Source organism: Paenibacillus sp. TCA20, assembly GCF_000732325.1.
GTDB classification, from domain to species: domain Bacteria; phylum Bacillota; class Bacilli; order Paenibacillales; family Paenibacillaceae; genus Paenibacillus; species Paenibacillus urinalis.
The window spans coordinates 55,098-62,616 of sequence record NZ_BBIW01000021.1 but is presented as its reverse complement, the minus strand read 5'-3'; the positions used below and the strand labels follow the sequence as shown (position 1 = coordinate 62,616).

At 46.0% G+C, this 7,519-nt stretch carries 6 protein-coding genes; 5 read left to right on the top strand and 1 reads right to left on the bottom strand.

Annotated features, from left to right (window positions below; genetic code table 11):
- Positions 1-191: 191 nt before the first annotated feature.
- The 3 genes from TCA2_RS24725 (at position 192) to TCA2_RS24715 (ending at position 4,252) form a co-directional block, all read left to right on the top strand.
- Positions 192-1,982, top strand: coding sequence for an acyl-CoA dehydrogenase family protein (locus TCA2_RS24725; protein ID WP_047914263.1), 1,791 nt, complete (start codon positions 192-194; stop codon positions 1,980-1,982).
- Positions 1,983-2,066: 84 nt separating this feature from the next.
- Positions 2,067-3,743: a long-chain fatty acid--CoA ligase gene (locus tag TCA2_RS24720; RefSeq protein WP_193746121.1), complete on the top strand. Its 1,677-nt coding sequence runs from the start codon at positions 2,067-2,069 to the stop codon at positions 3,741-3,743.
- A 62-nt stretch (positions 3,744-3,805) separates the two neighbouring features.
- Complete coding sequence (locus tag TCA2_RS24715; RefSeq protein ID WP_047914262.1) at positions 3,806-4,252, top strand: PaaI family thioesterase; 447 nt, start codon at positions 3,806-3,808, stop codon at positions 4,250-4,252.
- A gap of 90 nt (positions 4,253-4,342) precedes the next feature.
- Here TCA2_RS24715 and TCA2_RS24710 read toward each other — a convergent pair whose 3' ends face one another.
- Positions 4,343-5,587: a sialidase family protein gene (locus tag TCA2_RS24710; RefSeq protein WP_052512292.1), complete on the bottom strand. Its 1,245-nt coding sequence runs from the start codon at positions 5,585-5,587 to the stop codon at positions 4,343-4,345.
- A 176-nt stretch (positions 5,588-5,763) separates the two neighbouring features.
- Here TCA2_RS24710 and TCA2_RS24705 point away from each other — a divergent pair, with 176 nt between their 5' ends.
- Together TCA2_RS24705 and TCA2_RS24700 are read left to right on the top strand one after the other, a co-directional pair.
- Positions 5,764-6,135 (top strand): hypothetical protein, encoded by a 372-nt coding sequence (locus TCA2_RS24705; RefSeq protein WP_047914261.1) that lies wholly within the window; start codon positions 5,764-5,766, stop codon positions 6,133-6,135.
- 165 nt (positions 6,136-6,300) lie between these two features.
- Positions 6,301-7,518, top strand: coding sequence for a glycosyltransferase family 2 protein (locus tag TCA2_RS24700; RefSeq protein ID WP_047914260.1), 1,218 nt, complete (start codon positions 6,301-6,303; stop codon positions 7,516-7,518).
- Position 7,519: the final 1 nt, after the last annotated feature.

The window sequence follows — 7,519 nt, the reverse complement described above, 5'->3', positions numbered from 1 at the left end:
ACAGCTGCACTCACAGCATCATTGAAGCGCCCATAGCTGCACTCACAGCCATCATCGAAGCGCCCACAGCTACACTCACAGCATCATCGAAGCGCCCACAGCCGCACACACAGCAACATCATCGAGCCACTCACATTCATGAACATTCTTCATCAATCAACCATCCCCATTCCCGAAAGGAGCCCAAACTCATGAGCGACAACCAAACCAAAGAACCGAAGATCAAAGGTGGAAGCTTTGTCATTGAAAAGGCTGATCTTGACCGTATCCTGACGCCTGAGGATTTTACCGAGGAGCATCGAATGATTGCAGAGACTGTTCGCGATTTTATTGACGGCGAAGTGGTGACAAGAGATGAGGAGATCGAGAAGCTGAACTATGATCTCACCGTAGAGCTGCTTCGAAAGGCAGGTGATCTTGGACTGCTTGGAGCAGATGTGCCGGAAGAATTCGGCGGAATTGGACTAGATAAAGTGAGCTCGACGATTATCAGTGAATCGCTGGCGAAGGGCTCCTCCTTTGCCTTGTCCTTTGGTGCTCACGTTGGGATTGGAACACTGCCGATCGTATTCTTCGGTACACGGGAACAGAAGGAAAAGTACTTGCCCGATCTTGCCTCAGGGACAAAAATTGCCGCCTATTGTTTAACGGAACCGACCTCAGGCTCGGATGCAATGAGCGCAAAGACGACCGCTGTGTTATCGGACGACGGTGAGCACTACATTCTGAATGGATCTAAGCTCTACATTACAAACGCGGGATTCGCAGATATTTTTATTGTATATGCCAAAATCGATGGGGAGCACTTTACTGCGTTTATTGTCGAGAAAGAAATGGAAGGCTTTACACTTGGACCGGAAGAGAAGAAGATGGGAATCAAAGGCTCATCTACACGCCCGCTATACTTTGAGGATGTCAAGGTACCGAAGGAGAATCTGCTAGGTGAGATTGGCAAAGGTCACCGAATTGCATTTAACATCCTGAACATTGGCAGATACAAACTGGCGGCAGGCTCCGTGGGAGCGGCCAAGGAAGCGGTTGAGCTCAGTACGAAATATGCCAACACACGGAAACAGTTTGAGACACCGATCTCCAATTTCCCGCTGATCCGCAAGAAGCTGGCAGAGATGAATATTCGAACATTTGCAGTGGAGAGTATGGTATATCGCACGGCTGGCCTGCTGGATGAGGCAATGCAGGATATTGACTATACAGCAGATGATGCAGGAACACTGGCTGCCGCGGCAATCTCCGATTATGCCATTGAATGCTCGATCAATAAGGTGTTTTCTTCCGAGAATCTGGACGTGATCGCGGATGAAGGTGTACAAATTCACGGCGGATACGGATACATTCAAGAATATAAAATTGAGCGGCTGTACCGCGATTCGCGGATTAACCGGATTTTTGAAGGGACGAATGAGATCAATCGACTTTTGATCCCAGGCACACTGGTGAAGAAGGCGCTGAAGGGGGAATTAGCACTCCTCCAAAAGGCACAGGCCCTTCAAAACGAAATCCTACAGATTCTGCCGAATCAAACGTTTGAAGGTGTTTTAGAGCAGGAAGGGCATTTCCTGGAGATGAGTAAGAAGATTTTCCTGCTGGTTGGTGGTCTTGCCGTGCAGAAATACGGGACGAAGCTCGAGAAGGAGCAGGAAGTGCTCGCAGGTCTTGCCGATATGATGATTGATATTTTTGCACTTGAGAGTGTACTCGCCCGTACGAACAAACAAGCATCTAGAACCTCTGAAGAGAAAGCGCTAAATATGATTGAAATGACAAAAGTGTTTGCTTATGAAGCATTCCTCAGAGTAGAATCTGTGGCAAAAGAGCTGCTGACGACAATAGAGTCGGGCGATATGCTGCGTATGCAATTATCCGTGCTCAAAAAACTGACGAGAAGCAATCCGGTCAACACAAATCAGTACAAACGCAGTATCGCTGCCCGCGTTATCCATAACGAGCGTTATACAGTTTAATCTGAAGAGATCAGATGGTATTGGATGAGGAGTAGGTCAGCGAGGAAGCATTCTCGATAAAAGAGAATGAAAGGGATGATTATCATGAACGATAAGCCCTGGCTGCCGTTTTATGAGGCCGAAGTGGCCCCGACGTGTGAATATCCGAATCAGAACTTGGCTGCGTTTCTTGTCACATCAGCACAGAAGTTCCCCCATCGGCCGGCAATGTATTTTATGGGCAAGTCGATTAGCTATAAGAAGCTGCTGATGCTGTCATACCAGATGGCAAATGTGCTGCGCGGTTTAGGCGTGAAGAAAGGGGACCGGGTAGCCATAATGCTGCCTAATTGTCCACAGGTAGTCATCGCGTATTATGGTACGCTGCTGCTTGGAGGAGTAGCGGTGATGACCAATCCTTTGTACATGGAACGTGAGCTGGCCCACCAGATGAAGGACTCGGGAGCGAAAATCATCATTACACTTGATACCTTCTATTCCAGGGTTGAGAACATTGTACAGGAAACGGAGATCAAGCACACGATCGTTACAGGTGTTAAAGACTATCTGCCTCTAATTAAGAAGTGGCTGTATCCGATCAAGGCCAAAAAAGAGGGACCTTTACCTGTAGTTTCTTACAATAACCAAGTCCATTCCTTCACCAAACTGATCAACAGCGCCGCTGCCGATCCCATATTGGAGTCCGTCGATGCCAAGGAAGAATTGGCACAGCTCCAATATACGGGTGGTACAACTGGCGTTCCAAAGGGTGTAATGCTCACGCATATGAACCTGATTGCCAATACAATCCAGTCGGGAAACTGGTGTCACCGAGTGGAGGATGGTAAGGAACGTTATTTAGCGGCACTGCCCTGTTTTCATGTCTTTGGGCTGACATGTGTGTTAAATCAGGCCATATACAGAGCCGGGCTGATGATCCTAGTACCTAAATTTGAAGTGAATATGATCTTGAACCTGATCCGCAAGAAGAAGCCGACACTATTTCCGGGAGCTCCAACGATGTATATTGCACTGATCAATCATCCCAGAATCAAGGAATATGATTTATCGTCTATTAATGCTTGTATCAGCGGATCGGCTGCGCTTCCTGTAGAGGTTCAGGATACATTCGAGGAAATGACGAAAGGACGGCTTATTGAAGGGTATGGACTCACGGAGGCTTCTCCCGTAACTCATGCCAATCCAATATGGGGCAGACGCAAGATCGGCACCATTGGAATCCCTTTTCCAGACACTGACGCAAGAGTGATTCATCCTGAAACAGGGGAGGAAATGCCTGTCGGAGAGCCGGGTGAGCTGATTGTCAAAGGTCCTCAAGTGATGAAGGGATATTGGGGAAGACCGGAAGAAACTTTTGAAACGATCCGCAATGGATGGCTCTTTACAGGCGATATGGCTACGATGGATGAAGAGGGATACTTTACGATTATTGACCGTAAAAAGGATATGATTATTGCAAGCGGATTCAACATTTATCCTAGAGAGATTGAAGAGGTGCTATATGAGCACCCATCTGTGAAGGAAGCCGTCGTTGTTGGGATGAAGGACAGCTATCGCGGGGAGTCTGTGAAGGCCTATATTGTGCTTAAGGATGGTGCTAAGCCGGATCCAGCTTCACTCGAGCAGTTCTGCCGCAGTCAATTGGCAGCGTACAAAGTGCCCAGACAATATGTATTTAGAGAGTCCTTGCCCAAAACCATGGTCGGTAAAGTACTAAGGCGGAAATTGCTGGAGGAGGATGAGGAGCAGCCGACAGCGTAATTTAATGTCGATTGTCCCTTCAGCCCAAGATAAATATGTGAATACAGAAGGGAGGGAGCGCAGTGGTCAGGATCGATCGTGAGCAAGAAGATGCTCACAGCCAGACAGACGAACAACGAGAGTACCTTGAGGCGATTACAAAAGCAGCTGAATCTACGTTTTGGGGTTATTTAGGATGTAAATTGGAGCAGGCGGGAAATGATGAAGTCGTCGTGTCGCTTGATCCGCTTCCACATCATTTGAACCTCATGGGAATCGTCCATGGCGGTGTTCTATCTTCGTTATTGGACAATACGATGGGTGTTGCCGTAATGCTGAAGTATCCTCATCGTTCCAGTGTTACCAGCAATCTGAATGTACATTTTGTGATGCCTGCGAAGCAGGAGTATCTTACGGTTACCGGTAAAATTGTTCATGAAACGGGCCGATCCATTACGGCGGAATCGAGAATTACGAATCCTCGTGGAGAGCTGATTGCACTCAGTACGGCATCCTTTAGACTCAAATAGCAGTGTTAGAGGCATGCAGGCGTTAAAATAGATCATTCGTTCTTTGACGAATGATCTATTTTTGTTCGAATAAACCAGGTGTATATGGATTCAAGTAATGACAATATCCGAATATCCTGCAAAGATAGTTTGAGCTCCGGTACTGGTATCTGTCCAGACACCAATGTAACCCCCTGGAGGAACACTGATAATATCAATGTAATCACCAATCAGCGGAACTGGGGTAGGACTTGAACCGTTAGGATTAAATGAGACATTGGTGATCCGTGTGTTAGTAAAGGTCTGACCTCCATTGATGGAGCGGGCAACGTATACATCAAGATTGAACCCATTGATCTGATTGCTATAATAAATGATGTTAACGACTCCGGTAAGTGGATCGACATCAACAGAAGGGAAGAAGTTCTGTGAACCAGCTGGCGCGCCGGTAATACTTACCGGTGCAGACCAGGTTCCTCCGAGGTCTGTAGATTTGGACATAAATATATCCGAGTACCCCAGTCGAAAATCCTGCCATACAGCATAAACGGCCTCTGTATTCGGACCTATAGAGCGATCAGTGGAAATGCTGGCAAAGGTAAGGACACGAAAACCGTATCCGGGAACGGGAAGTACAGTAGGAACGAGGGAAACGGTGGAGACGAGAACTGGAGGCTCAAAGGTTACTCCTCCATCAAAGGAACGGCGAACAACAAAACGTCCTGTCGGATCAGTCGTGATCCAGGCTCCGTACACGGTTCCGGTTAGACCTACAGCTACCTCCGGACGTTCGACTTGATCCGCTTCACTAGATAGAAGCACAGGTGTCTGCCACGTAATACCACCATCGGTTGATCTGCTGAAGAAGGCTGTGGAGTTCCCTGCATTCGCTACATTAAACTGGTGATTGTAGGTCACATAGATATTTCCTAAATAAGGACTGGACTGAGCCGTATCGCATATGACATTCGTCTCATCATTATTTATATAAGTACCATATCCCTGATTTACTATTCTCGGTGCGCTGAATGTTGCCCCATTGTCGGTAGATATATAAATGATCGCTGTCCCGTCAGACGCGCCAGGAAAAGCATGGGCAGTAATGACAAAAATATTTGGAAAGGCATAAGCAACCGCAGAAGCCTCTGCTCCTGTGAACCCTGGAGGAAGGGGTAAGAGGGCGTTGGACCAAGAAAATCCACCGTTCAAGGATCGGTATACCCCAATGATCGGGACTCCTGTTGTTGTATCCACTGCGGTAGCGACCATGATGCCGGGGATTAGATAATTCACGGCGACACTAGGTTCGAACTTGGGATTACCAACTGGAGTCACTTGAAAATTAAAATTGGTCAACGGCAATCTCCCCCTTTCATTCGTCTTATCTATTCTTATTCTATATACACAGCATCGGTTCTGATTGGGACAACACCCGTTTTTGTCATAAATCCGCACATGTAAAGGTGTTAGTCTATAACTCTCTGAATCTGCTGAATATAAATGATAGTGTAAGATGAAAGGAGGAGAAAGGTATGCCCGTGTATACTACTGGACTTATTACAAACACAAGAGCTTTTGGTACAGCTGCTACGAATGCGGTAGTTAGTGTTCGAAATGTGGGGAACTCTGTTGCCAGTATCATCGTAGTGGTCTACGTCGTTCCAATAACCACTTTGACACTTACTCCGTTATATGTCTCCAGTTATTCGATCGCTCCAGATAACGCAGACATTCGCTCATTTAATATTGCAGGAAATGTGGCTTATGAAGTGCAGTACAATATTGACACGACCCTTACAGAAGCGGCAATATCTACTTTTGGTTTAGATGAATTTGGTAATCTTGTTACAGAGCAAGGTGTGCTTCAATCCGAACTGACTCCTATTTCTGCATTGTCCATTTAATACAGCCAAAGTTTCATTTTATAGAACATTTTATCTGCCCATTGTTTTATAACAATGGGTTCTTCGGGTTTGATCGAGTTGTGGAAATCAGGGCATACGCACAATCCATTTGTCCAACGATACATACACTATAACCAAATGTGCGGAGGAAGAGGTGATTGGGGTTTGGTTGATTTAGGTGTGGTCATGCCTGTATATGTACAGAAGCCCGAATTTCTCCAAGCAGCACTGGAGTCCGTGTTAAACCAATCTTTTAGCAAATTCAAGATGGTGATTGTGATTGATGGTGCTCCTGAGATGGAGCCGCTGATCAAGAGCATTGTGAAGGAGGATAAGCGCGTTAAGATCGTAGCTTATCCCGATAATCAAGGTGTTGCGCATGCCCTTAATACCGGATTCCAGCATTTGTTCTTGGACGAACATATCGAATATTTGACGTGGGTATCAAGTGACAACGTGTATTATCCCTATTATCTGGAGACGCTGCGCAGAGAGCTGAAGAAGGGATCTGATGAGTTAGGTCTGGTGTACAGCTCCTTTCAGTCCATTGATAATAACGGAAGCCGTCTTCATAATGAGCATCAGCTGGCTGCATTACGAAAATACCAGAGCAGACCCAAGGAGAGGCTGCTGGATTCATCGATTATCGGTGTTTCGTTCATGTATAAGTCCAAGTATGCCAAAATGATTGATGGTTATCATCTTGTACCTGTTGAGGATTATGATTATTGGCTCCGTTTGACGGAGAATTGCGAGATTCGTTATATCCCGGTCGAGCTGATGGATTACAGAGTGAATTCGACCTATAGCGTGTCGGCGACACTCAAATCAAGTGAGCAGCATCGAAGATGGAGATATACGTATCATTTGGCACGTCATTTGGCCCGATCAAGAAGAAAAATGAAGCCTCAAGTGACGGTGTTGTTTCCCATAAGTATCGCAGATGAAGCAGCTCTTATGAGATTAGAGAATCTGTATGAGCAAAGCTTTAGTAATTACTATTGCTATGTGCTGGATCTGACCACAGATCAGAGTGCTCAAGCGCTGTTGTCCAAAGTCCCCCATCCCATAACGGATTTCAAATGGTATCCCACAGTAAATGAAATTGTAGCCAGTCTCATTGCGGTTCAGATGATTCAAACCCCTTACACAATGATTCTAAACAATGTATGTACAACAGACGTGATGGAAATGGAAACCTTGCTAATCGAATTATCGAAGGCCGAGCCAAGCGCAATGTCTAATTATTACACACCAGATCATTCACAAATCGGTTATCGGTTCGCACCTTATTTGCCGCAGAAGCTTGATTATTATAACGAATTGTTTAAAACTGAGCAGCTTGTGCAGGCCATAAAATTTAAATATATGAATGCGTGGTAGT